The organism is Arthrobacter sp. GmRoot5-12 (assembly GCF_059739365.1).
Genome location: NZ_AP046056.1, coordinates 2,426,247 through 2,450,515, shown reverse-complemented (window position 1 = coordinate 2,450,515; position 24,269 = coordinate 2,426,247). Strand labels below are relative to the sequence as shown.

The following is a 24,269-nucleotide window of genomic DNA, read 5'->3' as shown; positions in this document are numbered from 1 at the left end:
GAGCGCATGGAAATCATCATCCTTCCCACCCCTGACGACGTGGCCCGCACGGCCGCTGATGCCATCGAGGACCAGGTCCGCCGCGGCCCGTCCGTCCTGGGACTGGCCACCGGGTCCACCCCGCTGGGCACCTACCAGGAACTTATCGAACGGCACCGCAGCGGCGGCCTGAGCTTCGCGCAGGCCCAGGCGTTCCTGCTGGACGAGTACGTGGGACTGCCTGCCGGGCATCCGCAGTCATACCACTCGGTCATCCGGGAGGAATTCACGACCAGCGTGGACTTCGGCGACGGCGCGGTCCGCGGACTGGACGGCATGGCCCGGGATCCGCAGGCGGAGGCCGCCGCTTACGAGGCCCGGATCGCCGCCGCGGGCGGCGTGGATATCCAGATTCTGGGCATCGGGACGGATGGCCATGTGGGCTTCAATGAACCCATGTCCTCGCTGGCCTCCCGTACGCGGATCAAGACGCTCACCCGGCAGACGCGCCTGGACAACGCCCGCTTCTTTGATGCACCGGAGGAGGTGCCGGACCATGTGCTGACCCAGGGCCTGGGAACCATCCGTGAGGCCCGGCACCTGCTGCTGCTGGCCACGGGGGAGGCCAAGGCAGAGGCTGTGGCTGCCGCCGTCGAAGGTCCCGTAGCGGCCATCTGCCCGGCGTCGGCCCTCCAGTTGCACCCGCACGTCTCGGTACTGGTGGACGAGGCCGCAGCCTCCCGGCTCGCCCACCGCGAGTATTACCAGGACACCTTCGGCCGGAAGCCGGCATGGCAGGGACTCTGAGCGGCAGGCTTGTGTCCGTGGAAGGCACCGCGCCGCAGTTTGAGCTGGCCGTGGAGAATGCCGACGGCGTCCGGCTGGCCGCCGCCGTGGGCGCGGCCCGGGTTGAACTGTGCGCCGCCCTGGCGGAGACAGAGGGCGTCACGCCAAGCATCGGCACCATCGGGCAGGCGTGCGACCTGGGCCTTCCCGTCCATGTCCTGGTGCGTCCGCGGCCGGGCAACTTCACCTATTCGCCCGGCGAGCTCGATGTCATTGAGCGCGATGCCGCTGCGGCTTTGGGTGCCGGAGCCGCGGGCGTGGTGGTTGGTGTCCTGGCATCCGACGGCGGCCCGGATGTCCAGGCAATCCGGCACATTGTGGCAGCAGCGCGGGCCGTGAGGCCGGATGCCGAAGTCACGTTCCACCGCGCGTTCGACGCAGCCCTGGCCGCCGGCCTGGACCCTGCCGGGGCGCTCTCCCGGCTGGAGCACGCAGGGGTGGACCGGGTCCTCACCAGTGGTGGGGCCCCCGACTGCGCCGCGGGGCTGGAGATGCTGCGCAGGATTGTGCGGCAGGGACGCCGGAGTGCTCCCTCGGTCCAGATCATGGCCGGTGGGGGTGTCACCCTGGCGCTGGTACCGTCGCTCCTTGAAGCGGGAGTCCATGCCGTGCACACCTCGGCGCGGCCCCGGGAAGGGGGCGGGGCGGGCGGGGACCGCGCCGGCGCCGCGGACCACGGACTGGCCGCCCGCATGGCTGCCGCCGTGGCGGCCGTGCCGCTGCCCCAACCGACGAACGAAGGACGGTAACCGATGGGCAAGGAACTGTTTCTTCGCGGCCGCATCGTCACCGCCTCGCTGGATATTGCGGACGGGGTGGTGGCGGCCGACGGCGGCCTGGTCACCTTCGCGGGCCCGGCGCAGGACTTCCCCGGGGTACTTCCGCCGGACGCACCCGGCGGACGCATCCTGGTGCCGGGACTGGTGGACGTGCACTGCCATGGCGCCTACGGTTCGGATTTCTCGGAGGGCGATCCCGACGGCGCCGAGCGGGCGGCACGCTACCTGCACAGCCGCGGGACCACCACGCTGCTGGCCAGCCTGGTTACCGGAGAGCCCGGGGACCTGGTCCGGAACCTGGAGATACTGCGGGAGCTGGCAGGCCTGGGGCTGATTGCCGGATCGCACCTGGAAGGTCCATTCCTCTCAGGCCAGCAGTGTGGCGCGCACGATCCCGTCCTGCTCCTGGAACCGGATCCTGAGGTGGTGGCCCGCATGCTGGCCGCGGCAGGGCCAACCCTGGCCTCCATGACCTTGGCGGCCGAGCTGCCCGGCGCCTCCGAACTTGCCGCCCAGCTTGCGGCCCGCGGCATCATCCCATCCCTGGGCCACACCGCCGCGGACCATGCGACGGCGGCAGCCTTCTTGTCGCGCGCGGCCGCGGCTTTGGACTCGGCCGGCAATTCCACCGGCAGGAACCGCCCAACGGTAACCCACCTGTTCAATGCCATGCCTCCGCTTCACCACCGCTCCCCCGGGCCAGTATCGGCGAGCCTCAGCGCAGCCAAGGCCGGGCAGGCTGTGGTGGAGCTGATTGCCGATGGCGTGCATCTGGCACCGGAAACCGTGAAGTTGGTGTTTGACCTTGTGGGGCCGCACAACATCACGCTGGTGACCGATTCGATGGCCGCCACCGGCCTGGAGGACGGACAGTACAGGCTGGGGTCCCTCTCCGTCACAGTTGCCGGCGGCGTAGCCCGGGTTGACGCCACTGGCGCCATTGCCGGCGGCACCAGCACGTTGCTGGACGTCATCCGCTCCTGCGTTGCTGCCGGAGTTCCGTTGCGGGATGCCGTCACCTCCGCGTCGGCAGTCCCGGCATCGTTGCTGGGTCTCTCGGCGCATGCGGGCGACCTGCGCGCCGGAATGCAGGCCGACGTCGTCGTTCTTGACCAGGACCTGAACCTGAAGGCAGTGCTGCGAAGCGGCGAATGGGTCACCGCACCCGGCTGAGCTGCATTGCGGCGATGGGCGTCTGCTGCCGTGGCCTACCCACGACCTATTATTGTCAGTGCCTCGTAGGACGATGTTTTTATGGAAATCAGTACTGACCTGGCGGCGGTGATGGAGGGCGTTCGTGCCTCCGTTGCTGCGTTGGATGTACTGGTTCTGGAAGACGCTTCCCTCGATTCAGCTGGTTTGGGGGCCGTCGCAGGTGCCGCTGTTGATGTGTTGCAGCGGCGGTACGAGTTGTGTCTGGAGCGGTTGGCGGCCGTGTGGCGGTTGGAGGCTCAGCTCGCGGCGGTCAAGGCGCGCGATGCGGCGGAGTGCGTCGGTTTCCAGCAGGCACTGCTTGCCCCTGACGCCCCGGTGGATGAGCGCATGTTTTCGGAGATGTCCGCGGTGGAGGAGATCGCCGGAGTCCTGACAGTGAGTTCTGGGGCGGCGGGTGCTTTGGTGGAGCAGTCCCGGCGGATGTGTTCATTGCCGCGGGTGATGGGTGCATTGTCGTCTGGGTCGGTGTCGTGGCAGCATGCCAGGATTGTCGCCGATGAAACCGAAGGCCTCACCCCCGACGGGGCTGCTGCCTTGGTGGCGCACTTCTTCGACCCCGACGCCCCCAACCCCGCCCGCGGCGCCGCGCCCGGTGAACTCGTCCCTGCCCGGTTCCGCGCCAAGGTCCGCGCCTGGCGGGAACGCCACCACCCCGAAACCCTCGCCAAACGCCACGCCAAAGGCGTCGCGGACCGGCGGATGGAATACACCCCGGACCGCGACGGCATGGCCTGGCTCTCGCTCTACCTCCCCGGTGACACCGCCTGCGCCATCTGGAACCGCACCACCGCCACCGCCCGCGGCCTCCAAGGCCCTGACGAGCCCCGCACCCTCACCCAACTCCGCCCCGACATCGCAGCAGCACTCCTCCTCGGCGCAGGAAACACCACGGCCACGGGTGAGGCTGCTGTGGGTGGGGCTGCACGGGCTACGGGTGATCCTGCGGGAACAACTACCGGGAGTAGCGGTGGTGTTGGAAAGGTTCCCACCCCGCGGGCCGATGTCCTGGTCACCGTCCCGTTCTTCGCCCTGCTCGGACTCACCGATGAGCCGGCCGTGCTGGACGGCCTGGGCCCCATCCCGGCGTCGATGGCGCGGAGGCTTGTCGCGGACGGGGCGGAGTCGTTCTACCGGGTCCTGGTCGACCCCCGCGACGGGGCACCCCTGGAGATCGGACGCACCCGCTACCGGCTCCCCGAAACCATCAAACAATGGATCCGCATGCGGGACCGGAAATGCACCTTCCCCGGCTGCAGCAACCACACCCCCGACAACCACACCGACCACCTCACAGCCTGGGAACACGGCGGCAGAACAGCCGTCCGGAACCTGGCCCAGCTATGCCCCAAACATCACCGCTTGAAGCACGCCCGCACCTGGACCCCCGACCCCGCCACCAACAACGGACCGCCCGGCTGGACCTCACCCACAGGCCGCCACTACAACCCCGAACACCAAGACCCCGAACCAACCCACTGGCCGCCAGGCACCCTCCCGGGGCAACGAAGCCTCCTAGAGGAAGCGCTCCTGGAGCGCCTCGCCGTCTAAGACTGGCCACGTAGGTTGAGACTGACTGTCAGGCTGCGGCGGAGCAGCGGTTACGCATGCCTGGTTTACTGCCGACGCCCATGTGGCTATGCAGCCTCGGGCGCTCCCCCAAGGCGGCGACGAAGTGGAATCCGCAAGGCACGCTCCCTGGCGGCCAGGGCCCGGAGCCGGGGCACCACCCCCATGGCCAGGGGCGGTCCGTGCCCGGGTGCCAGCAACCGCGGCCCCAGCTCCGCCAGGCGCCTGGCTGATTCCATGGCCAGCTTCCAGTTCCACGTGGTGTACCAGGGAGGCCCGGACAGATCCTGTCTTCCCGGCAGGAGCCCGCGAATCGAGTTCAAGTTGACCGTCACAACAGCATCACCAGTGATCAGGACACCGTCGCGGGATCGCCAGTAGGCCACGTGTCCGGCGGTGTGGCCGGGCGTTGGGACGGCGACCCACTCGGGTAGACCTGGCATTTTTCCGTCCCGGGGCAGGCTCTGCACCACGTCGGTGATGTCGCCTGCGGCTTCAACCCGCCGGCGTGCACGGGCCGGCAGGGACCACAGGAACGGGGCGATGAGCCACCGGTCCAACGGCATGGAGAACTCAGGGATGTACCGCCCGGCAGCCATGGGCAATTCAGCCTGGTGGACGAACACCGGGATGTCCCACCGCCGTGCCAGGGCCCCGGCAGCGCCCGAGTGGTCGGGATGGATGTGCGTCAGGAAGATGGCTGCGGGCGCAGTCCCGGATCCGAGCATGTCTTCCACAGCCTTGCGGACCGGCTCCGCACTGGCCGCCCATCCGCAGTCAACCATCACCCACGCGGAACCTGACCTCACAAGGTAGAGATTTGAGGCCATGGGCCCTGAACCGGTGGTCATGAGGACCACTCCGGAGGCAATCTCCCGTGGTTCTGAAATCCGCACCATCATGAATCACACCACTGGGTGGCGAAGCAAAGTGCGCAGCTTTTCCGGTGCGCTGCGTCGCGGATCGCCGAGGTAGATCTCATGGTGCCGCCCCCGGACCTTCAATCCGGCGGCCGTGATGGCCGCGTCCAGAAGGGCGATGGTCTGGCCTTCATCCGCGTAGGGACCGATATGGAGCGCCTGCGCGCAGCGGCCCTCTTCCCAACGCTCGAAGCGGACCAACTCCAAACTGGGAAGCCCTTTGGGACGGGCTTCTTCCACGGCCCGCTCAAGAAGGGCTTCATCGATCGGTTCAGGCTGCACCATCATGGCCTGCCAGCGCCATGACTCCCGGGCAAAGCCCCCGAGTCCCGTGAAGCCTGCGCTCACGGCTTCCGTCGGCTCCGTGTGATCCGGGGCCTCGAACCACCACAAGGCTTCGAGGGGCATCACTTTTGTCACCTCACCGGACTGCTTCTTAAGACCAAAGTGTGCCGCGTAGCTGACGGTAAACAACGCCTGCACCGCCCCGGCGAATGCTGGCCCATCAGGGTCCCCTTGACCCTGGACGACAGCGAAGAGCAGCGGAGGAACGTCCACGAAGTCGACAGTTCCTTTGCGGGTTTTGTAGAGAGACGCAATGTCCTGCCGGAGGTCACTCACCGTACACGCAGCCAACCCATGGAGCCAGTTTTCCCCGGCGTGACAGCAGCCAGTAGGGCCGAATGTCCTTACTACCCGTCCGCCCGCACTACCCGTCGGCCCCGGGCAGGCACACTTCTACGGTGTCCCCGGTGACGCGCGTTTCGAAGACCGGCTGCCTGGACGTGGCGGGACCGGCCTTCACTTCGCCCGTGCGCAGTGCGAACGTGCTCCGGTGCCAGGGGCAGACCACGCATGCGTCCCCGCCGACGTCCTTGATCTTGCCTTCGTGAAGCGGTCCGGAAAGGTGGCTGCAGACATCGGACAGCACATTGATGGTGGTGCCCTCGCGGTGGACCAGCAGCGGAATACCGGCCACGACGCGCTTATGGAGGCCGCCCTCCGGCAGTTCGGCCAGCGGGGACAGCGGATGCCAGCCGGAGGGAAAGCGGTGCGGAATCTCCTCGCTGTGGTTGACCCCTGCGGCTTGGCGGTAGGTCAGGTGCCCGCCAAGGAACCCGCCGGCGCCCACAGTGGCGAGCCCCAGGTACGCAAGCACCTTGCCGCCGCCCTGGCCGCCCCTGGCCCGCTGGACGAGTGATGCAATGTAGAGGCCGGTTGCCGTGACGTTAGCCGCCGCGTGCACCAGGCCCACCCGCTGCTGCTGCGGGTGCAGCTGCGACCAGTCCATGAGCCCGGCCAGCGCGGACGGAAGCACGCTTGCGGTGCCCACACCGATCAACAACCTGGCAGCTTTTTCGCCACCGGGAACGGCATCAAGCACGCCCGCCGAGACCCAGGCGCCAATCGGCACCTGGACAGCGAGGGGGTGGACCGGGTGGCCGATGGGGACGCCGTGCAGGATGTCCCGGGCCCACTGGGGCTTGATGACTTTCTTGACGGCTTTCCGGACAGTCCTGGCCAACGGGTCAAGCCATTCGGCATCTTCGAAACGGGTGACAAGCTCAAGTGCGGGCAACGGTTTCATGTGTCCTCCCTTACCCCAATCGCCGCAATCCACTCATCACAGAACACCCTGTCCAGGAGACCTGTTTATTGGGCAGGCTGCCTCCGGCGCCGTCAGCGCAGGGGTGACCCCACAACGGCAAACCGGTGGCCTCCCATCTCCCCTGAGAGCAGCGGCATCGCCTCGGCGATTGCGGCGCGCGTGCTGGCCAGTTCCAGCGACGCCTGGTGCGCTTCCGCGGATTCCCAGAGTTCGGAAACAAAGACGGTGTCCGGCAGGTCATCGTTGATGCCCACCTCATAGAGAAGGCAGCCGGCTTCCTTCATCCCGGGCTTGGGCCGGAGCAGGATGGCCACGAGGGCGTCGCGCTGGCCTGGCTTGGTTCCAAGAAGTCCCACATTGGCAAACGTCATGGGGACATTGTGCAGCATGGGGTTGAAGGAGGTGGTGAACTTACGGGACCACCGCCGGCGCGGCGGGCTCCGCAGGGACGCCGCCTGACACGGCGCTTTGGTGGGCAGGCCCGACGGCGGAGCGCGGCGCTTCCTCTTCCGGCACCTTGGTGGGGGCTGGCTGCCCGGCCGCTTCCGCCGTCGTACCTTCACCGGCAAATGCACGCAGCATGGCGGCGCGGTCGAACTGCCCTTCCCACTTGGCCACGACAAAGGTGGCCACGCAGTTTCCCAGCAGGTTCACCACGACGCGCATGGAGTCCATCAGCCGGTCGGCGCCCAGCAGCAGCGCGACGCCGGCCACCGGGAAGATGCCCAGCGCCCCGGCAGTGGCGGACAGGGCCAGGAAGGCGGAACCGGGAACGCCCGCCATGCCCTTGGATGTCAGCATCAGGACTCCCAGGGCCGCCAACTGCTGGCCCAGGTCCAGGCTGTAGCCAAATGCCTGCGCCAGGAAAAGCAGCGAGATGGAGAGGTACAGGGCGGCCCCGTCAAGGTTGAAGGAGTAGCCGGTGGGAACCACCAGCCCGGTGGTGGCACGCGAGCAGCCGGCGTTGGTCAGCTTGGTCATGATCCGGGGCAGTACGGACTCCGTGGACGCCGTCCCCAGCGCCAGGAGGAACTCCTCGCGCGTATATTTCATGAACTGCCACAGCGGCACCCGCGGGTAGGCCCACGCCACCACGAACAGCAGCCCGATGAATGCCACCGCGGCGCCGTAACAGGCCGCAATCAGCACAGCGTACGTCCCCAGGGAATCGAGGCCGTACTGGCCGATGATGAAGGCCATGGCACCGAAGGCACCCACCGGCGCTGCCCGCATCACCCAGGCCATGATCTTGAAGAACAGTTCCAGCACCGTTTCCATCAGGGTGATCACCGGCAGGCAGCGTTCACGTCCGACGACGACGATCGCCGCCCCGAAGAACACGGAGAAGCACAGGACCTGCAGGAGGTTGTTGCCGGCAAAGGCGCCAATGACGCTGGTGGGGATGATGCCCAGCAGGAAGGCTCCGGCATCCTTGGGCGGGGCGGTGGCGGTTTTGGCATTGAGGGCATCCTGGGACAGGGTTGCGGGGTCGATGTTGAGCCCGGCTCCCGGCTGCACCAGGTTCCCCACCACCAGCCCGAAGACCAGCGCGAACAGGGTGGCACCCGTGAAGTAGGCCAGGGCCTTGATACCCACCCGGCCCACGGCCTTCACGTCGCTGACCGCGGCGATGCCGGTGACGATGACCAGGAAAATCAGCGGCGCGATGATCATCTTGATCAGCTGGATGAAGCCGTCGCCCAGCGGACGGAGCCCTGCGCCGAGGTCCGGCCAGAAGTGGCCCACCAGGATACCCGCCACCACCGCCGCGAGGATCTGGACGAAGAGGGACCTGTACAGCGGTTTCGTGCGTGGCGCGGATGCCGGAACTTGCGGCTGCGGTGCGGGCGCGGTGGTCTTCATGCGGGGTGCCTGTTCGTTAGGGAGGACGTCATCCAGGAGGACGCCTGCTTCGGACGGCGGCGCCATCGGACGCCGCAGGATCACCCCAACGGTAGGAAACGGATGTTTCCGGAAAGATAAATCCGTAATGCGGAACTATTAAAGATGAAGCGTGCTATCCAGGGGACGTGTGCGCTGTTGCGGCGCAATGCCCGCTCACTCCGCGGCACCCAGGCTTCCGGCATGCACGACGGCGCCACTCGCCGTCGTGTCTTCCTTCAGCATCCAGCCCACCCGCTTGACGGTGCGCAGCATCACCGCACTTTCCACGATCTCGATGCCCGGCACCTTCTGCTGCAGCGCCAGTTCGGCGGACATGACATCCGCCAGCGTGTGGAGCCACATGATGATGACAAAGTTGGTGGGCCCGGTGGTGGAGGCACTCAACCGGACATTGCTGATGGTGCGGATCCCGGCGGCAGCCGCCTCATGCTGGCCCGCTGGTACGTTGACAAACCACTGGCAGGTCACCGGAAACGACGAATACCGCTGGGCGATCTCGCAGCGGAACGACAGGATGCCGCTTGCCAGCACGCGGTTCAACTGACGCTGCACGGTTGCCGGGTGCCGTCCGAGGGAGCGGGCCATCCCAGCCGCCGTCGCGCGGCCGTCCCTGGCAAGGAACGGCAGCAGGTCGAGGTGGCTCTGCGGAAGGTGGCCGGGCCGAGCGGAATCCGGAACAGCCGGGGAGCCAAGCGTCCGCAGCGTGGCCAACTGTGAACGGCTCAGGACATTCAACCGCCAGTCGTCGCCACTGCTGTGCAGCCGGGTGCACAGGGCCACCTGGTATTTTGTGAGCCCCTCAACCGCTTTGAGGCGGGTAATGATCTTGTCGCTGAACTCCTCCAGTGAACGTGTGATGACGGTCAGCATCAGGTCGCGGTTGCTGGCCGCCTCCTCCACCGTCACGATCTCGGGAACAGCAGCCAGTTCCGCCGTGACACTGTCCCGGCGGTTCATCTCGCAGTCCACCGCCACGTAGGCCAGGAGCATCTGCTTCGGGTCACCCGCCAGGTGCGCCGTCACCCACGCCGCCCCGCTTTCCGTCAGGCGCTCCCAGCGGGCCGCCAGCGTGGTGGCATGCTCGTCCAGTACCTTGGCAGCGTCCGTCCACCCCAGGCGCGGCGCGGCCTGCAGGACCTGGATCAGGGCAAGGTCATCCTCACTGAGCTCCATCGGACCACCTTTCTTTGATGCGCGAATTCTGCCCACAAGCGGCATTCCACGAATAATTCCAGCGCTTTCGTCTGATGTGAACCACGCCACTTCAGAATAGTCCACAAGCCCTGATGCCTATTTCCAAGGAGTGACACGTGCCCATAACCGACGACGCCAAGGACCTGCAGGAAGAGCTCATCCGGATCCGCCACGACCTGCACCGGCAGCCGGAAATTGGCCTGCACCTCCCCCGCACCCAGGAGCGGGTCCTTCAGGCGCTGGACGGACTTCCCTACGAGATCACGCTGGGCAAGGACACGACGTCGGTCACCGCGGTCCTGCGCGGCGGGCACCCGGGCGGGGAGCAGGGGAACGGCGGCAGCAGTGCCGGGGACAGCCATGCCGGGGACAGCGCGGTCCGCCCCGCCGTCCTGCTTCGCGCCGACATGGACGGGTTGCCTGTCCAGGAGAAGACCGGCGTGGACTTCACCTCCCAGGCTGACGGTGCCATGCACGCGTGTGGCCACGACCTGCACACCTCCATGCTCGCCGGCGCCGCCACCCTTCTGGCCGAGAAGAGGCACCAACTCCGTGGCGACGTCGTCCTCATGTTCCAGCCGGGTGAGGAAGGGTTCGACGGCGCCAGCTACATGCTCCGGGAAGGTGTCCTGAACGCCGCGGGCACGCGCGTCCATGCGGCCTACGGCATGCACGTGTTCTCCTCACTGGAGCCGCATGGCACTTTTTGCACCAAGCCCGGCGTCATGCTCAGCGCCTCCGACGGGCTGGAAGTCACGGTGCTGGGCGCCGGCGGCCACGGCTCGGCCCCGCACTCGGCGAAGGATCCGGTGACCGTGGCGGCAGAGATGGTGACTGCCCTGCAGGTCATGGTCACCCGGCAGTTCAACATGTTCGATCCCGTGGTCCTGTCCGTGGGCGTGCTCCATGCCGGCACCAAACGGAACGTCATCCCCGAATCGGCCCGCATCGAGGCCACCATCCGGACGTTCTCCGAAGCATCGCGCCTGAAGATGATGGACGCCGTGCCGCGCCTGCTCAAGGGAATCGCCGCCGCGCACGGGGTGGAGGTCGCCGTCGACTACCTGCAGGAGTATCCCCTCACCATCACCAGCGAGGACGAAACCCACACCGCCGAAAAGGTGATCACCGAACTCTTCGGCGAGCGCCGCCTCTCGCGCTGGGCCACCCCCCTCAGCGGCTCGGAGGACTTCTCCCGGGTCCTCGAAGAGGTACCGGGCACCTTTGTGGGGCTCAGCGCCGTGGCCCCGGGCGGCGATCCGGCAACCTCGCCGTTCAACCATTCACCCTACGCAACGTTCCACGACGGCGTGCTGGCTGACGGGGCCGCCCTCTATGCGGAACTCGCCATCTCCCGGCTGGCCGCCCTTTCGCAGGCCTCCTAGCCCGGCAGCACCGCCACCATGCCCCAACCCACCAGGAAGAAGACCATGTCCGTTGCAGCAACCAAGCCACAGACTGGACGCATGTCCACCGCCAAGACCGTCGTCGGCACCGGCATCGGCAACGCCGTTGAGTGGTACGACTGGGCCATCTACGCCACGTTTACCCCGTTCATTGCCAGCCAACTGTTCAGCAAAGCGGACCCGGCATCGGCCGTCCTGTCCACGCTGGCGATCTTCGCCGTGGGCTTCGTGGCCCGGCCCTTCGGCGGCTTCCTCTTCGGCTGGATCGGCGACCGGGTGGGCCGCAAGACGTCGATGACGCTCGCCGTCGGCCTCGCGTCGCTGGGCAGCCTGATGATCGGCGTCGCCCCCACCTTTGCCAGCGTCGGGGCGTTCGCTTCCCTGATGCTGCTGGTGGCCCGGCTGGTGCAGGGCCTGGCGCACGGCGGTGAGCTGCCGTCGTCGCAAACGTATCTGTCCGAGATGGCTCCCAAGGAGCACCGCGGCTTCTGGGCCACCCTGATCTACACGTCGGGGACGGTGGGCATCCTCTTCGGCACGCTGCTGGGAGCCGTGCTGAACATGGCCCTGAGCACCGAGGCGATGAACGCGTGGGGCTGGCGAGTGCCGTTCCTCATCGGTGCCGCCATGGGCCTGTACGCGCTGATCATGCGGTCGCGGCTGCACGAAACCGAGGCCTTCCAGGGCGAAGCCGTCACCGAAAAGCGCGCGCGGATCTGGCCGCAGATTGTCCGCTACCGCAAGCAGGCGCTGCAGGTCATCGGCCTGACCGTGGGCCTCACGGTTATTTACTACATCTGGGGCGTCGTGGCACCGAGCTACGCCACCACCGCCCTGAAGATCGACCGCGGCGAGGCATTGTGGGCCGGCGTCATCGCGAATATCGTGTTCATCGCCGCGCTGCCGGTATGGGGCAAGCTGTCCGACCGCATCGGCCGCAAGAAAGTCCTCTGGGCCGGCGCCATCGGCTCGGCAGTGCTGCACTTCCCCATGACCTGGCTCCTGAAGGATTCGGCCTGGCAGCTGGGGGTGTCCATGTCCGTGATGCTGGTGTTCATCGCCGCGAGCGCAGCCATCGTCCCCGCCGTGTACGCCGAGCTGTTCCCAACGTCCATCCGCACCGTAGGCGTGGGCGTCCCCTACTCCATCTGCGTGGCCCTGTTCGGTGGCACCGCCCCTTACCTGCAGCAGTGGCTGGGTTCCTCGCTTGGCGCGCCGCAGGTGTTCAATGCGTACGCAGTGCTGCTGCTGGTGGTCAGCGCGGCATTTGTGTTCACCATCCCTGAGACCAAGGGCAAGGACCTGACGCACTGACCGTCCCGCTGCCAAGAGGTCTCCGGCGAGCATTCCGGCGCCGGGGACCTCTTGTCGTTGTCAGCCGGCTTGTCGTTGTCAGCCGGCCGTTGGGGTGGCCCTGACGGCATTCGCGGCCCTGTCAGCGCTGATTTGGGCGTCAGTTCCGGAATCAAGGATGGTGTTCCGCGTTGACGCGGAATCGACCACGACGGCCGTCACGGCGAGGCCGTCGGCAGCGCCAGTGGCCAGCAGGGCGCCCACCTGGGCCTCGAAGCAGGAGTCACTCGACGAGGCATTAACGTCAAGGGCCACCACATGGTTGTTGGAAACGAAGTTGCCCGCCCCCTCCATCAGCCGGATGATGACCGGCGTGGCGCCGGCCGGCCGGACGCTGTGCGCGTCGATGACCTCGGAAAAGTGGTTCCCGATCACCGAGTTGCTGTTGCCGCTGACGCAGAGAAGCCCTGTGAGGTCGTCCAGTCCGTTCCCGACTCCCTGGAACGGGGTCCATGGCTCATGGTCGCGCAGGAAGTGGTTCGTGGCCACGAGGTTTTCCGAACTGTTCGCTTCGAGCACCACCATGCCGGGGTAGAACGAATGCAGGCGGTTGTTGGTGACGCTTGAGCGCGTGACGCCGTTGAAACGGATGCTGCTGGCACCCCGGGGGAAGACGTTGTTTGCGGTGACCAGGAGGCCGCCATGCTTCTCCGCGTAGATCGAGTGGCCCTTGAAGCCTGCCCCGATCAGGTTGTCAGTGATCTTTGACGCCTGCCCCCACCCGCGCAGTTCAATGCAGCTTCCGCATTCGGCGATGAAATTGTCGTGGATGGAAAGCGCATCAGCGTTGTAGATGGTCAGGGCGTTCTCGAGGTACACGAATCCCATGCCGTTGACGCGGAACGAGTCATTCGCGTTCGCCACATGGATGCCAGTCTTGCCGTTGACGTACGTGTTCTCCGGATGCATCCCCGAGCCGTCCGGGCTGAAGTGCAACCCGTCAATGCAGAAATTGGAGAACTCCACCGAGCTGATCCGCGGGTTCCCGGTTCGCTCCACGTAGAAGGCGGCGCCTTGGGATTCCCCGCTGCCGCCACTGAGGGGAATGTCCACCAGGATGCGGCTGCCGCCGGGCCACAGCTCGTGCAGGTTGGGCCAGTCGTCTTCGGGAACGTTGAACCGGATGCTGGAGGACGTAAACCCGTGTCCCGATCCCTGGATCTTGAGGAAGCTGATGTCGATCAGCACCTGGGTACGCAGCCGGTAGTCCCCCGGCGGTATGTAGATCACCGCGCCGGGTTTTCCGCCGCTGTTCGCATCGGTGGCGGCCTGCCGGTGCTTGATGTCATCGATGATGCTGTTGATGACTTCACCGACGTCCTCGAACGGGTCGCCGGCAGGCCACGTCGTCACGTCGTAGTAGTTGTTGCTGGACATGGCTTCTTCCCTTTGTGTTGTGGTGTTCATGGGGCCACCGGCTGATGCTCGGGAAGGTCCTCCCGCAGTTCCTCCAGTGTTGGAGGGTGGGCCCCTGGGCGGCGCACCGTGATGGCCGCTGCCTTGGCTGCCATGCGGCCCAGGGACTCCAGCACCGACGGTGCCAGCCCGTCTGCTCCGCGCATAAGCAGTCCGTAGATGAGGGCAGCCATGTACGAGTCGCCGGCCCCGATGGTGTCCACCACCGCCGACCTGACGGACGGTACTTCCACCCGTGCGCCACCTGTTGTGAGCAGGGATCCTTCCGCGCCCATGGTGACGGCGACGAGACCGGCCCCAAGCCCAACGATTCGCTGTGCGATGTCATCCACGGCCAGCCGCGGATAGAGCCAGCGGGCGTCCTCATCGCTGAGTTTCACCACCTCCGTGAACGGAACAAGTTCCTCGAAGACGGTCTTTGCCTCAAAGTGGCTGCCGAGCAGGGCTGGGCGGATGTTGGGATCGTAGGTGACCACGCAGCGCTCGTGGGACTGCTCAAGGAGCTCCCTGACTCCTTGCGCTCCCGGTGCCAGGAAGGAGGCGATCGAACCGGTGTGCAGGATTTTGGGAAGGACCGCCGGGGCGGTCCGTGGGAGGTCCCACCGTATGTTGAAGTCGTACTGGGCGGAACCGTCGGACGCCAGAACCGCGGTGGCCGTAGAGGTCGCGCCGCGGACCCGGGAACCCGGCAGGAGTTGGACTCCCGCGCTTTGGAGGTGCTGTTCGATGGCGGAGCCGTGGTGGTCGTCGCCGATCGAGGTGAACAATGCCGTGCTTGCCCCCAGCCGCCCGAGCCCATAGGCCACATTGGCCGGCGACCCGCCAGGGTGCTCCACGGTGCCCCGCGGCGTGACCACGATGTCCATGAGGGCTTCACCGACAACAACCACGTCGATGCCCTGCCTTGGGTCGGCAGCCTGCTGGACTGTTGGCATCTTTTTGGACCTTTCGTTGGGCGAGGGCGAACCGTTAAGCAAGTTCACTGACGGCGAGCTTGAGTATTGTTGCCGGGCCTCCGTCGACCGTCAGCCGGTTCTCCGTGTTGCCGGGGCCTGGGAAGATGAGATCGGTCAGGACCGTCCTGCCGCCCTGGGCGAAGACTTCGACCGAGCAGTGGTCCACGACAATCAGCAGCTTCAGGACACCGTTTTCAAGGTGGACCGGCGCGGACTCAACCGAAGCGAATTTCCCGTGAAAGCCAGTGTTTCCCGACTGCCTGCGGTCAAGGATGAGTTGGGCAGTTGCTGGGTCGTAACTGAGGATGGCGCCGGCGGTGCCGTCGCTGTTTCCGAAGAATTGGAACCCGATCCGGTCCGCCGTGCCGGGCAGTATGTCAGCCTCGATGACCTGGGCACTGCCGGGTACGGGGTCCGGCAGGCGGAGGGCTTCGTTCCGCAGCTCAACCGTTTCCACGGTCAGGTGCTCCCCTGCGGCGGGCAGTGCTCCCCCTGTGCCGGGTTCCGGCAGGACCGGCTGTTGGACCAGGCGGGCGCAGCCATCGACTGCGGTGAGACGCAGTTCGCGGGCCAGGGTCATGGAAGAGCGCCATGGGGCTGTGGGCAGTTCGTTGGCGTAGTCCCAGTTGTTCATCCAGCCGATGATGATGCGCCGGTCATCCGGGGCGTTGCTGAACGAAACGGAGGCGTAGCAGTCGCGTCCCCAGTCAAGCCACAGGCACTGCCGCAGCGCGGCCGAAGCCTCCGAGGGGTCCGGGACGGTACGCAGCCCGGCCGGAGCCACGAGGGAACCTGCGTCCGGAACGAACCGGGCGCCGTCGAACTGGCCCACGAAGTACTGGCCGCCGGATCCCCCAGCCACTGCGCCGGGGTTGACGTTGACGATCAGGACCCATTTGGTGTTGGCCGGGTCCCCGTCCACTGCGAGGGGAAAAAGATCGGGGCACTCCCAGTCACCGGCGTCGGCGTTGGCCGGGCCGAAATCACTCAGGAAATCCCACGACTTGAGGTCATCCGAACGGTAGAAGACCACCTGCTGGTGATGCGCTTCGACCGCGACCATGACCCAGTACGCGCCCAGCTCCCCTTGGTAGCGGAACACCTTGGGATCCCTGAAGTTCGCCGAATTCCTGGTGAGGACAGGGTTTCCGTCGTATTTCTGCCACGTCATGCCGCCGTCGGTGCTGTACGCGAGGGACTGGGCCTGCGTGCCGTTCAGTTCTGACGCGGCTTTGAAGGCACTGGTGTAGATGGCCACCAGGGCGGGTGCGTCCGCCGTGCCGAAACCGGCCGTGTTGCCGCGGTCCACCACGACGCTGCCGGAGAAGATGTCCTCCGTCTCGTCGCACGCAATCGCCACCGGGTGTTCCGTCCAGTGCAGCAGGTCACGGGAGGTGGCGTGGCCCCAGGACATGTTGCCCCAGACGCTGCCATAGGGGTTGTTTTGGTAGAAGAGGTGGTACAGGCCGTCGTGGAACACCAGGCCGTTGGGATCGTTCAGCCAGGTATCCCTTGCCGTGAAATGGATGGCAGGCCGGAACCTGGAGATTTCTGCCGGAGCTGTTTCCGGGCGGGCGGCATCAAGGCAACTGGACATGTCTGGTGTTCCCCTTGGGAAGTGGAAGGAGCTGGCTGCCTACTGGCGGGGCGCCGCGATGGAGTCGCGGCGCACCAGGGGGCAACTCAGGATGGTCGGGTGAAGGGCCATGAGGGAAAGGTCCGTCTTCCCCTCGACGGCGTCGATCAGGTGCTCGGTGGCCCAGGCACCCATCTCGTAGTGCGGCAGGGCCACGGTGGTGAGGCCCGGATAAAGGTTGGCGGCGATCAGTTCCTGGTCATCGAAGCCGACAATCGAAAGGTCGGCCGGGATGGACAGGCCCAGTTCGGCAGCGGCGCGATAGGCGCCCATGGCCATCCGGTCGTTGTAGCAGAACAGGCCCGTCGGCCGGTGGGCGCCTGCCAGGATGCGCCGGGCCGCTTCATAGCCGCCATGCACCTCGGAAACCTCGGACTCGACAGGTGCCGCGTCGCCGTCGAGCCCTGCTTCCGTCAGCGTGGCCCGGAAGGCCCGGAGCCGCTGACGGGTCGCGGGGACGTCGTCAGTGTTGTTGATGAATCCCACCCGGGTGTGGCCCGCTTCGAGGAGCGCGGTCACGGCCGCGCGGGCACCGCCTTCCTCATCCGGGATCACTGCGGTGATGTTTCCGCCGGTGGCCACGGAGTCCACCAGGACGGAGGGCACGCTGCCGAGGTTGGGCGGCAGTTCCACGTTGCGGTGGTACATGGTGGCGTAGAGGATTCCGTCCACCCGGCGGTCCAGGAGGGCCTCGACGTCGGCCTCCCGGGACTCCAGGCTGGCCGAGCCGGAGGTGTTGATGATCATCAGGTTGTACCCGCGTGCTTTGGCGGCCTCGTCGGCGCCGAGGATGATCCGCCCGGCGTGCGGCGTGGTGGCGATATCCTCGCTGACCAGGCCCAGCATGCCGGTCCTCTGCGTGCGCAGCGCCTGGGCCAGGCGGTTTGGCCCGTACCCCAACTGCTCGGCGGCGGACCGCACCTTGTTCCGGGTTTCCGGACTCACCCTGGCGTATGAGACGTCATTGAGGACATGGGAGACGGTGGTGACGGACACGCCGGCGGCCACGGCCACGTCCTTGATGCCGATGTTCTTGTTGCTCATCTGTCTCCCACGTCCTTATGGTCAGTGATGCCCCTGGGGCTACCAGTAGGCTACTCGTTGCTGGTGATCTAGCCCTTGACGGCGCCGAGGGTCATGCCCGCCACGATCCTGCGCTGCAGGAGCAGCGTGAGGAGGATGACGGGGATGGAATACACGGCGGCGAGGGCCGTCATGGATCCCCAGTCCAGGCCAAACTGCGTCTGGAAGTTCGCGATCACCACGGGCGTTGTCTGGGAGCGGATGGCCGTCATCAGTAGCGCGAACAGGAACTCGTTCCAGGAGGCCAGGAAGGCGAAGATGGCTGTGACCGCGATGCCGCCGGACACCACCGGGATCACCACGCGCCACAGGGCTCCCAGCCGGCTGCACCCGTCCACGGTGGCCGCTTCCTCCAGGTCCTTCGGCACCGCTTCGAAGAAGCTGGACATGAGCCAGATCGAGAGCGGCAAGGAAATGGTGGTGTGGGCGATGGACAGGGCAATGGGAGTGTCGGCCAACCCCATTGAGGCCATCATGGACGCCAGCGGGATTCCGATGGCCACCGGCGGCACCATCCGGGTCACCAGCGCGGCCATGATGAAGATCCGGCCGCTGAGGGTCTTGTACCGGGTGATGCCGTATGCCGCCGGCACCGCCAGCACCAGCGAAAGCACGGTACTGATGATGGCCGTCTGGATGCTGTTGATGAACGACGCCGGCACGCCGCTGCGGCCCAGCGCATTGGCGTAGTTCTCCAGCGTCCACTCCCGGGGAAGGATGGTGGGCGGCACCGCGATGGTGTCGATCGGCGTCTTAAAGGACGTGAACAGCAGGTACAGGAACGGGAACCCGTACAGCACCATCGCTGCCGCCAGGAGGACCCACAGCAGGGTACGGGTGCCCCGCCGGCCTGCTTCCAGGCCTTCCCGGTTCACACCGCGGCGCTTGCGTTCCTTGCCTGTGGCGACCGGCGCCGAAGGTGCCCCGGGCGCCATGGCCGTGGCCCCGCCGTCGTGCCTGACTCTTTCTGCGGTTCTCATCAGTTGTCCTTCCCTGGCCGCCAAATGGTGGATACCGCCACGAAGGCGACGGCAAGCATGGCCAGCAGGTAGAGGGTGCCCATGGCGCTTGCCAGCCCGGGGTCTCCGAACCGGATCATGGTCCGGTAAATCAGCAGGCTCATGGTTTCCGACGCGGACTGCGGGCCGCCATTGGTTTGGATGAGGATGGTGTCAAAGGCGCGGGCTGCGTCGATGCCGCGGACCACCAGGGCGACGGCGATGACCGGCCGCAGCAGGGGCAGGATGATCCGGAACAGCAGTGCCGGTGCGCGTGCACCGTCCAGCCGTGCTGCCTCGATCAGGTCACCGGGGATGTTTTGCAGGCCTGCGAAGAGCACCAGGCACATGAACGATGTGGTCAGCCAGATGTCAGGGACGGCCACCGAGTAGAGCACGATGCCCGGGTCCGACAGCCAGCCGATCTGGTTGGGGTCGGACAGGATCCCCGTCTGGTGCAGGAGGGTTCCGATCAGGCCGAAGTTGTCGATCATCAGGAATTTCCACAGCAGGCCGGCCACGATGGGGGCGATCATCAGCGGATACATGAAGACGGTCCGCCAGATCTGGGAGCTCTTGCCCAGCATGGTGAACAGCAGCGCCATGCCCAGGCCCAGCGCGAATTCCAGCGTGACCACCACCAGGGTGTAGGCAAGTGTCCGCCACCCTGCGCCGGTGAAGGCCTCCGAGGCGAAGGCCCTGACGTAGTTGTCCAGGCCTACGAACTCGCGGGGGCCGCCGGCAATCGGGGAAATCTTGAAGAAGCTGTCCGCCACCAGGCGGAACAGCGGAAAGGCCACAAAAACTGCCAGGAACAGCGCCGCTGGTGTCATCAGGAACAATGCGAAGCGGCGATCGGAGATACGCACGGTTTTCTCTTCCGCTGGTTGGGGCCGCGGCCGGCGCCGGTGAGTCAGGCGCCGGCCGCGGGGGTCTTACTTAAGGAGGTCCTCGATCTGCTTTTTGGCATCGGCGAGGAGAGTTGCGGAGTCACCGCCGGCGACAGCCTTCTGGAGCATGGGCACCAGCACGGTGTCCACGATCTGCTGCCACTTTTCGGTAGCGGGGCGCGTGGCCGTGGCCTTGCCGTTGAGGGTCTGGATCAGGGGCTTGAAGCTCTCATAGCCTGGCTTGTCCTGGTATTTCTCGAAGGCGGAGATGCGTGCGGCCAGGCCAAGATTCGACTCGATGCCCTTGTCGTTGTAGTCGTAGGCGCACTTGACGAACTTCTTGGCGGCGTCCGCGTTCTTGGTGGCTTTCGGTACGGACAGGTACCAGGGGCCTGGCACGCCGCCGACGCCGGCTGAACCGGCGATCATGGGTGCAGCACCAACCTTGCCGGCCACTGCCGAGTCCTTGGGGATCTGGCGGTAAGCGTGGGCCCAGAAACGGGTCATGGCCGTCTTGCCCTGGTTGAACAGGTTCTGCGCGGCAGCCCAGTCAACCTGTGCGGCACCCGAGGGCGCGTCCTTGACGAGGCTGGTGTAGAAGTCCAGGGCTTCCTTGTGGGCGGCGTTGTCGATGACCACCTTGTTGTTCGCATCCAGGACCATGGGCGAGCCGGCCTGCAGGACGTGGGCAAGCCATTCGGTTTCCACACCGCCCTTGACGTCGGTTCCGTACATGCCGTCCTTGGTGAAGAACGCGGAAATGTCCTGGTACTGCTTCCATGTTGTAGGGGCGGCGAGCCCGTAGCCGTACTTGGCCTGGAAGTCAGCCTTGTTCTTGGCGTCCTCGAACAGATCCTTGCGGTACAGGATGATTTCCGCGTTGGTCCAGGCGGGCATCCCGATGAAATGGCCGTCCACGTTGGCTTCCTTGACCAACGCCGGGAAGATGTCCTTCTTTGCCTCATCGGTAAAGAGTTCGTCAATGGGCTGGACGGCGTCCTTGAAGCTGGGCAGCCAGACGGAGTCCAGGGCGGCGACGTCGAAGGAGACGGTGCCGGAGGAAAATTCGCTGGAGAGACGGTTGAACATGCCGTCGTAGGGCAGTTCGACGAAGTTGACGTCGACGCCGGTTTCCTTCTTGCATTGTTCCGCGACGCCCGTCAGCTCGGCGTGGCCGCCGGCTTCCACCAGGACGTTTACGGTGCTGGTGCCGGCGCTCCCGGACGATGATGCCGGGCCCCCTGCGCCGCACCCGGAGGCAGCCAGGGCGACGACGGTGCAGATACCGCCGATTGTGGCGAGCCTGTTGATGTTTTTACGAGTGGACATCGCTGTCGACTCACTTTCTCTTGAACGGAAACGGAGAGACTATCGGGGCGAAAAATCGTTTTGCCAAAACGACTTGGCACTTACTTTAGGTTTCAGCAGGGAAAGGTGTCAAGTGTCACAGCGGAAGAACCGTCCGGGGAAAGAAGTCCCAAGAAAGAAGTCCCGGGAAGCCGCCTGCAGGTTCAGGCAGTGACCGGCAGCACCAGGAGATAGCCGGCGGGGAGCCCGCTGCTCCAGCGGCGTGGCTCCCGCACCACGAACTGGGTGGCCAGCTCCTCGGGGGTCAGCAGGCTGTTGGGAACAGGCGACGGGCCCCACTGTCCACTGCCGTACGGGTACAGCGGATCCAGGACGCGGATGCCGGTCACGGCGAAGTCGGAGAATTGCCGGGGGTCGCCGAGGGATTCGAACCCGCTCATCACCCAGGCGTGCCTGCCGCTCCACATGACCAGTCCCACCGGCCGGCCCGTGTCGGTAATGGCCCGGGCCGCCGTCCTCACCGCTTCCGGATAGTCGGGAATGCTTACCACCCGGTACGGTCCCATTCCCGATTCGGTGAGCACCTGGGCCCAGCCAAAGGGGTTGGCACCGTTGAACGAATCAGAGGAACGGGCGCGCGCCATCTCCCACAGTTCATTCTGCTGCGCACGGTCAGCCCAGGTGCCCCCGCCCGTATCGTCAATAAGGTTGTGCGCCATCTGGATGCTCGCGGCAACGCACCAGTCAAAGGTGTACTGCGGAACGAAGTCACCCTCCCGGTAGAGGTTCAGGGCGAACGGCTGCGGCACCGGGGCAGGGACGGGTGCCGGCGCCGGCGAAGGCTCCGAGGTGGGGAGGGAAGCCTGGACCGGAGCCGCCGGATCACTGGAAACCGGCGGGGCAGTAAGGGCCGCACCACCCGCAGCGTCCCCCGGCAGGCCGGTCTCCGCGGAGGCCGAAGCCGGAGCGGGAGCCGTGGCGGCCTCCTGCAGGCCCGCCACGGGAACACAGGCCGCAAGGAATCCGGCCAGGGCAACGAGCCAGGCCAGGAGACGCAGGCGGGCACCGGTGGTCATCGCTCGAGTCCATTCCTGTTGAGCGGGCTTACCTCATCCCAGTCTCCTGCCCCCGGCTCCCCTTGACTACCCCACCCCACCTTCCCTACACTTTTCATAAAGCAGAATCTAAATTCCACGAAGCGGAAACCGCAAGGGAGCCGGAAGCAAGGGAAGATAGATCAAAGCCCCTCCTCGGAAGGACCTACGATGACGTACACAGTGAACTGCTCCATCCTCCTCACGGAGCTTCCCCTGCTCGAGCGCCCTGCCGCGGCAAAGGCAGCCGGCTTTGACGCCGTCGAGTTCTGGTGGCCTTTCGAGACCTCCGTTCCGGCGGACAGCGAGATCACCAAGTTCGAGAACGCCATCACGGACGCCGGCGTCCAGCTCACCGGGCTGAACTTCAACGCCGGCAACATGCCCGGCGGCGACCGGGGCCTGGTCTCATGGAAGGGACGCTGCTCGGAGTTCAAGGACAACGTGGACGTTGTTGCCGGCATCGGCGGGCGCCTGGGCTGCAAGGCCTTCAACGCCCTCTACGGCAACAGGCAGGACGAATTCGCCCCTGAAGAACAGGACGAACTGGCTGTCAGGAACCTGGCGGCAGCGGCAGAAGGGGTTGCCCGCATCGGCGGCACCGTCCTCCTGGAACCGGTCAGCGGCGCACCCAGGTACCCGCTCCTCACCGCCGACGACGCACTCAGGGTCATTGCCCGCGTCAAGGCCGAGGCCGGCGCCGGCAACATCAAGCTCCTCGCCGACTTCTACCACCTGGCCGTCAACGGCGACGACGTCCCGGCCGTGATCGAAAACCACGCCAAGGACTTCGGCCACATCCAGATCGCCGACAACCCCGGCCGCGGCGCCCCCGGCACCGGCACCCTCCCGCTCGGCGAATGGATCGCCCGCAGCCGCGAACTCGGCTACGAGGGCTACATCGGCCTCGAGTACAAGGAACCGCAGGAGACGGCCTTCAGCTGGGCCATCCGCGAACGCATCGCCAAGTAGTCCCCACCCGCCCAACTAACTCGCAGTAGTTGTCGTTATGAGCGTTCAAAACGACAACAAATGCGAGTCAGTTGGGAAACCACGAACAGACTTTTCAGGAAAGAGAACCATCATGAGCAACGTTGCAGTCATCGGACTCGGAATCATGGGCCTGCCCATGGCCATCAACCTGGTCAAGGCCGGCCACACCGTCACCGGCTTCAACCGCAGCCAGGACAAGATCGACAAGCTGGTCTCCGAAGGCGGCAAGGGCGCCACCAGCATCGCGGACGCCGTCAAGGATGCCGACGTCGTCATCACCATGGTGCCGGACTCCCCCGACGTCGAGGGCGTGGTCAGCGGCAAGGATGGTGTCTTCGCCAACGCCAAGCAGGGCGCCCTCTGGATCGACGCCTCCAGCATTCGCCCCGACGTCGCCGTCCGCCTCGCGGCGGAGGCCAGGGAAGCAGGCATCCGCCCCCTCGACGCCCCGGTTTCCGGCGGCGAACAGGGCGCCATCGACGCCGTCCTTTCCATCATGGTGGGCGGGGACAAGGCTGACTTTGACGACGCCCAGGACGTCCTGAATGCCGTCGGCAAAACCATCGTCCACGTGGGCCCCTCCGGATCCGGCCAGACCGTCAAGGCAGCCAACCAGCTGATCGTTGCGGTCAACATCGAAGTCCTCGGCGAAGCCATCGCCTTCCTCGAGGCCTACGGCGTGGACACCGACGCCGCCCTCAAGGTCCTCGGCGGCGGCCTGGCCGGTTCCAAGGTCCTGGAGCAGAAGGGCCAGAAGATGCTGGACCGCAACTTCGATCCCGGCTTCCGCCTGGCCCTGCACCACAAGGACTTGGGCATCGTCACCTCCGCCGCCCGCGAAGCCAACGTGGCCATCCCGCTCGGCGCCGTCGTCGCCCAGCTCGTCGCCGCCACCGTCAACCAGGGTGACGGCGCATTGGACCACTCCGGACTCTTCAAGCAGGTCCTCCAGCTCAGCGGCCGCAAGTAACCCTCACGCAGCCCAGCCGGCCGCCCCGAAAACGGGGCACATTGACACGGACACGCCGGCCGCCGTCGTAATTTACGACGCCGACACTCCCAAAGTGCCCCGCGACCGCCGGGCCTTCCTTCAGCACACCCAAAAACAGACTTCCCAAGCTTT

22 protein-coding genes are annotated in these 24,269 nt (G+C 66.2%); 8 read left to right on the top strand and 14 right to left on the bottom strand.

Translation table 11 applies throughout. From position 1 onward, the window contains the following. Positions 1–6 precede the first annotated feature (6 nt). The 4 genes from nagB (at position 7) to AC6JAM_RS11160 (ending at position 4,367) form a co-directional block, all read left to right on the top strand. Positions 7–786 carry a glucosamine-6-phosphate deaminase gene (gene nagB, locus AC6JAM_RS11175; protein WP_056391656.1) on the top strand — a complete coding sequence of 260 codons (780 nt, stop codon included), beginning with the start codon at positions 7–9 and terminating at the stop codon, positions 784–786. After that, on the top strand, positions 771–1,574 hold the full coding sequence (locus AC6JAM_RS11170; RefSeq protein ID WP_497934673.1) for a copper homeostasis protein CutC: 804 nt from the start codon (positions 771–773) through the stop codon (positions 1,572–1,574). Before nagB ends, AC6JAM_RS11170 begins: the two co-directional genes overlap by 16 nt. A 3-nt stretch (positions 1,575–1,577) precedes the next feature. Then, positions 1,578–2,777: an N-acetylglucosamine-6-phosphate deacetylase gene (locus AC6JAM_RS11165; protein ID WP_497934672.1), complete on the top strand. Its 1,200-nt coding sequence runs from the start codon at positions 1,578–1,580 to the stop codon at positions 2,775–2,777. Positions 2,778–2,858: 81 nt separating this feature from the next. Beyond that, entirely contained in the window at positions 2,859–4,367 is a 1,509-nt protein-coding gene (locus AC6JAM_RS11160; RefSeq protein WP_497934671.1) for an HNH endonuclease signature motif containing protein, read from the top strand. Between the two features lie 86 nt (positions 4,368–4,453). Here AC6JAM_RS11160 and AC6JAM_RS11155 read toward each other — a convergent pair whose 3' ends face one another. The 6 genes from AC6JAM_RS11155 to AC6JAM_RS11130 form a co-directional block, all read right to left on the bottom strand. After that, entirely contained in the window at positions 4,454–5,287 is an 834-nt protein-coding gene (locus tag AC6JAM_RS11155) for an MBL fold metallo-hydrolase (RefSeq protein WP_018771738.1), read from the bottom strand. Positions 5,288–5,290: 3 nt separating this feature from the next. Beyond that, positions 5,291–5,863, bottom strand: coding sequence for a GyrI-like domain-containing protein (locus AC6JAM_RS11150; RefSeq protein ID WP_497934670.1), 573 nt, complete (start codon positions 5,861–5,863; stop codon positions 5,291–5,293). Between the two features lie 151 nt (positions 5,864–6,014). Continuing rightward, positions 6,015–6,893 (bottom strand): Rieske (2Fe-2S) protein, encoded by an 879-nt coding sequence (locus AC6JAM_RS11145; protein WP_134165102.1) that lies wholly within the window; start codon positions 6,891–6,893, stop codon positions 6,015–6,017. Positions 6,894–6,985: 92 nt separating this feature from the next. Continuing rightward, the gene (locus tag AC6JAM_RS11140) at positions 6,986–7,285 is read right to left on the bottom strand and encodes a putative quinol monooxygenase (RefSeq protein WP_026266145.1); all 300 of its coding nucleotides are present in this window, start codon (positions 7,283–7,285) and stop codon (positions 6,986–6,988) included. A gap of 40 nt (positions 7,286–7,325) precedes the next feature. Continuing rightward, positions 7,326–8,777, bottom strand: coding sequence for a cation:dicarboxylate symporter family transporter (locus AC6JAM_RS11135; RefSeq protein ID WP_144600312.1), 1,452 nt, complete (start codon positions 8,775–8,777; stop codon positions 7,326–7,328). Positions 8,778–8,972: 195 nt separating this feature from the next. Beyond that, on the bottom strand, positions 8,973–9,992 hold the full coding sequence (locus AC6JAM_RS11130; protein WP_018771743.1) for an Lrp/AsnC family transcriptional regulator: 1,020 nt from the start codon (positions 9,990–9,992) through the stop codon (positions 8,973–8,975). 137 nt (positions 9,993–10,129) lie between these two features. On the opposite strand from AC6JAM_RS11130, the gene AC6JAM_RS11125 reads away from it, so the two are divergent. Then, the gene (locus AC6JAM_RS11125; protein ID WP_497934669.1) at positions 10,130–11,398 is read left to right on the top strand and encodes a M20 metallopeptidase family protein; all 1,269 of its coding nucleotides are present in this window, start codon (positions 10,130–10,132) and stop codon (positions 11,396–11,398) included. Between the two features lie 45 nt (positions 11,399–11,443). Next, a complete protein-coding gene (locus tag AC6JAM_RS11120) occupies positions 11,444–12,733 on the top strand; it encodes an MFS transporter (RefSeq protein WP_497934668.1) in 1,290 nt (429 codons plus the stop codon). 78 nt (positions 12,734–12,811) lie between these two features. Here the strand turns inward: AC6JAM_RS11120 and AC6JAM_RS11115 are convergent, their stop codons facing one another. The 8 genes from AC6JAM_RS11115 to AC6JAM_RS11080 form a co-directional block, all read right to left on the bottom strand. Next, positions 12,812–14,149 carry a NosD domain-containing protein gene (locus AC6JAM_RS11115; protein WP_478222829.1) on the bottom strand — a complete coding sequence of 446 codons (1,338 nt, stop codon included), beginning with the start codon at positions 14,147–14,149 and terminating at the stop codon, positions 12,812–12,814. A 26-nt stretch (positions 14,150–14,175) separates the two neighbouring features. Next, positions 14,176–15,123 (bottom strand): carbohydrate kinase family protein, encoded by a 948-nt coding sequence (locus AC6JAM_RS11110; protein ID WP_497934666.1) that lies wholly within the window; start codon positions 15,121–15,123, stop codon positions 14,176–14,178. Positions 15,124–15,157: 34 nt separating this feature from the next. Continuing rightward, on the bottom strand, positions 15,158–16,741 hold the full coding sequence (locus AC6JAM_RS11105; protein WP_056391679.1) for a glycoside hydrolase family 32 protein: 1,584 nt from the start codon (positions 16,739–16,741) through the stop codon (positions 15,158–15,160). Positions 16,742–16,780: 39 nt separating this feature from the next. Further along, positions 16,781–17,824 (bottom strand): LacI family DNA-binding transcriptional regulator, encoded by a 1,044-nt coding sequence (locus tag AC6JAM_RS11100; RefSeq protein WP_018771749.1) that lies wholly within the window; start codon positions 17,822–17,824, stop codon positions 16,781–16,783. A 68-nt stretch (positions 17,825–17,892) separates the two neighbouring features. Next, positions 17,893–18,843, bottom strand: a complete 951-nt coding sequence (locus tag AC6JAM_RS11095; RefSeq protein ID WP_018771750.1) for a carbohydrate ABC transporter permease — start codon at positions 18,841–18,843, stop codon at positions 17,893–17,895. Beyond that, positions 18,843–19,730 carry a carbohydrate ABC transporter permease gene (locus tag AC6JAM_RS11090; protein WP_497934665.1) on the bottom strand — a complete coding sequence of 296 codons (888 nt, stop codon included), beginning with the start codon at positions 19,728–19,730 and terminating at the stop codon, positions 18,843–18,845. The genes AC6JAM_RS11095 and AC6JAM_RS11090 overlap by 1 nt, the downstream gene beginning before the upstream one ends. 66 nt (positions 19,731–19,796) lie before the next feature. Continuing rightward, a complete protein-coding gene (locus tag AC6JAM_RS11085; protein WP_018771752.1) occupies positions 19,797–21,080 on the bottom strand; it encodes an ABC transporter substrate-binding protein in 1,284 nt (427 codons plus the stop codon). A 182-nt stretch (positions 21,081–21,262) separates the two neighbouring features. Next, on the bottom strand, positions 21,263–22,135 hold the full coding sequence (locus tag AC6JAM_RS11080; protein WP_134165094.1) for a hypothetical protein: 873 nt from the start codon (positions 22,133–22,135) through the stop codon (positions 21,263–21,265). A gap of 189 nt (positions 22,136–22,324) precedes the next feature. Between AC6JAM_RS11080 and AC6JAM_RS11075 the strand changes: the two genes are divergently transcribed. Beyond that, positions 22,325–23,125, top strand: a complete 801-nt coding sequence (locus AC6JAM_RS11075; RefSeq protein WP_495634896.1) for a hydroxypyruvate isomerase family protein — start codon at positions 22,325–22,327, stop codon at positions 23,123–23,125. Positions 23,126–23,162: 37 nt separating this feature from the next. Further along, positions 23,163–24,116: a 2-hydroxy-3-oxopropionate reductase gene (locus AC6JAM_RS11070; RefSeq protein WP_497934664.1), complete on the top strand. Its 954-nt coding sequence runs from the start codon at positions 23,163–23,165 to the stop codon at positions 24,114–24,116. Positions 24,117–24,269 lie beyond the last annotated feature (153 nt).

Coding starts and splice junctions, on each gene's coding strand:
- AC6JAM_RS11130 (WP_018771743.1), bottom strand. CDS start 9,992: ATGGAGCTCAGTGAGGATGACCTTGCCCTGATCCAGGTCCTGCAGGCC.
- AC6JAM_RS11165 (WP_497934672.1), top strand. CDS start 1,578: ATGGGCAAGGAACTGTTTCTTCGCGGCCGCATCGTCACCGCCTCGCTG.
- AC6JAM_RS11115 (WP_478222829.1), bottom strand. CDS start 14,149: ATGTCCAGCAACAACTACTACGACGTGACGACGTGGCCTGCCGGCGAC.
- AC6JAM_RS11085 (WP_018771752.1), bottom strand. CDS start 21,080: ATGTCCACTCGTAAAAACATCAACAGGCTCGCCACAATCGGCGGTATC.
- AC6JAM_RS11135 (WP_144600312.1), bottom strand. CDS start 8,777: ATGAAGACCACCGCGCCCGCACCGCAGCCGCAAGTTCCGGCATCCGCG.
- AC6JAM_RS11140 (WP_026266145.1), bottom strand. CDS start 7,285: ATGACGTTTGCCAATGTGGGACTTCTTGGAACCAAGCCAGGCCAGCGC.
- AC6JAM_RS11160 (WP_497934671.1), top strand. CDS start 2,859: ATGGAAATCAGTACTGACCTGGCGGCGGTGATGGAGGGCGTTCGTGCC.
- AC6JAM_RS11170 (WP_497934673.1), top strand. CDS start 771: ATGGCAGGGACTCTGAGCGGCAGGCTTGTGTCCGTGGAAGGCACCGCG.
- AC6JAM_RS11070 (WP_497934664.1), top strand. CDS start 23,163: ATGAGCGTTCAAAACGACAACAAATGCGAGTCAGTTGGGAAACCACGA.
- AC6JAM_RS11080 (WP_134165094.1), bottom strand. CDS start 22,135: ATGACCACCGGTGCCCGCCTGCGTCTCCTGGCCTGGCTCGTTGCCCTG.
- AC6JAM_RS11100 (WP_018771749.1), bottom strand. CDS start 17,824: ATGAGCAACAAGAACATCGGCATCAAGGACGTGGCCGTGGCCGCCGGC.
- AC6JAM_RS11145 (WP_134165102.1), bottom strand. CDS start 6,893: ATGAAACCGTTGCCCGCACTTGAGCTTGTCACCCGTTTCGAAGATGCC.
- AC6JAM_RS11095 (WP_018771750.1), bottom strand. CDS start 18,843: ATGAGAACCGCAGAAAGAGTCAGGCACGACGGCGGGGCCACGGCCATG.
- AC6JAM_RS11075 (WP_495634896.1), top strand. CDS start 22,325: ATGACGTACACAGTGAACTGCTCCATCCTCCTCACGGAGCTTCCCCTG.
- AC6JAM_RS11120 (WP_497934668.1), top strand. CDS start 11,444: ATGTCCGTTGCAGCAACCAAGCCACAGACTGGACGCATGTCCACCGCC.
- AC6JAM_RS11105 (WP_056391679.1), bottom strand. CDS start 16,741: ATGTCCAGTTGCCTTGATGCCGCCCGCCCGGAAACAGCTCCGGCAGAA.
- nagB (WP_056391656.1), top strand. CDS start 7: ATGGAAATCATCATCCTTCCCACCCCTGACGACGTGGCCCGCACGGCC.
- AC6JAM_RS11155 (WP_018771738.1), bottom strand. CDS start 5,287: ATGATGGTGCGGATTTCAGAACCACGGGAGATTGCCTCCGGAGTGGTC.
- AC6JAM_RS11110 (WP_497934666.1), bottom strand. CDS start 15,123: ATGCCAACAGTCCAGCAGGCTGCCGACCCAAGGCAGGGCATCGACGTG.